The following is a 684-nucleotide window of genomic DNA, read 5'->3' as shown; positions in this document are numbered from 1 at the left end:
AATCTGGCGTCCCCTAGGGGATTCGAACCCCTGTACTCACCGTGAAAGGGTGATGTCCTAGGCCTCTAGACGAAGGGGACAACGTACTGCTTACATCTTTAATGCAAAAGCCCGTTCAAAACGTTTTGAACGGGCTTCGTTCTGGCGGAGCGGACGGGGCTCGAACCCGCGACCCCCGGCGTGACAGGCCGGTATTCTAACCAACTGAACTACCGCTCCAGCTTTCTGCACCGTCACTTGCAGGACATCGTTCACGTCTGCAAGTGTCGCGACACTTCGTACTGCAATGAAACGCCGCTGAATCTGGCGTCCCCTAGGGGATTCGAACCCCTGTACTCACCGTGAAAGGGTGATGTCCTAGGCCTCTAGACGAAGGGGACAACGTACTGCTTACACCTTTAATACAAAAGCCCGCTCAAAGACGTCTTGAACGGGCTTCGTTCTGGCGGAGCGGACGGGACTCGAACCCGCGACCCCCGGCGTGACAGGCCGGTATTCTAACCGACTGAACTACCGCTCCAACTTTCTGCACCGTTACCTGCAGAACGTCGGTTTCGTCCTGCAAGCGTCGCGACACTTCCTGCTGCAATGAAACGCCGCTGAATCTGGCGTCCCCTAGGGGATTCGAACCCCTGTACTCACCGTGAAAGGGTGATGTCCTAGGCCTCTAGACGAAGGGGACAA

General features: G+C 56.6%; 5 tRNA genes. All 5 read right to left on the bottom strand.

Annotated features, from left to right (window positions below):
- Positions 1-4 precede the first annotated feature (4 nt).
- The 5 genes from BUB20358_RS28000 to BUB20358_RS27980 all read right to left on the bottom strand — a co-directional run bounded on the left by BUB20358_RS28000 (position 5) and on the right by BUB20358_RS27980 (position 682).
- Positions 5-80: transfer RNA gene (locus tag BUB20358_RS28000), tRNA-Glu, on the bottom strand.
- A gap of 62 nt (positions 81-142) precedes the next feature.
- Positions 143-219, bottom strand: a tRNA-Asp gene (locus BUB20358_RS27995).
- A gap of 85 nt (positions 220-304) precedes the next feature.
- A tRNA-Glu gene (locus tag BUB20358_RS27990) sits at positions 305-380 on the bottom strand.
- A gap of 63 nt (positions 381-443) precedes the next feature.
- Positions 444-520: transfer RNA gene (locus BUB20358_RS27985), tRNA-Asp, on the bottom strand.
- Positions 521-606: 86 nt separating this feature from the next.
- Positions 607-682 (bottom strand) — tRNA-Glu (locus tag BUB20358_RS27980).
- Positions 683-684: the final 2 nt, after the last annotated feature.

The organism is Burkholderia dolosa, from assembly GCF_902499135.1.
GTDB classification, from domain to species: Bacteria; Pseudomonadota; Gammaproteobacteria; order Burkholderiales; family Burkholderiaceae; genus Burkholderia; species Burkholderia dolosa.
Note: the sequence above shows the minus strand (reverse complement) of the source record. Positions and strands in the feature narration are given on the sequence as shown.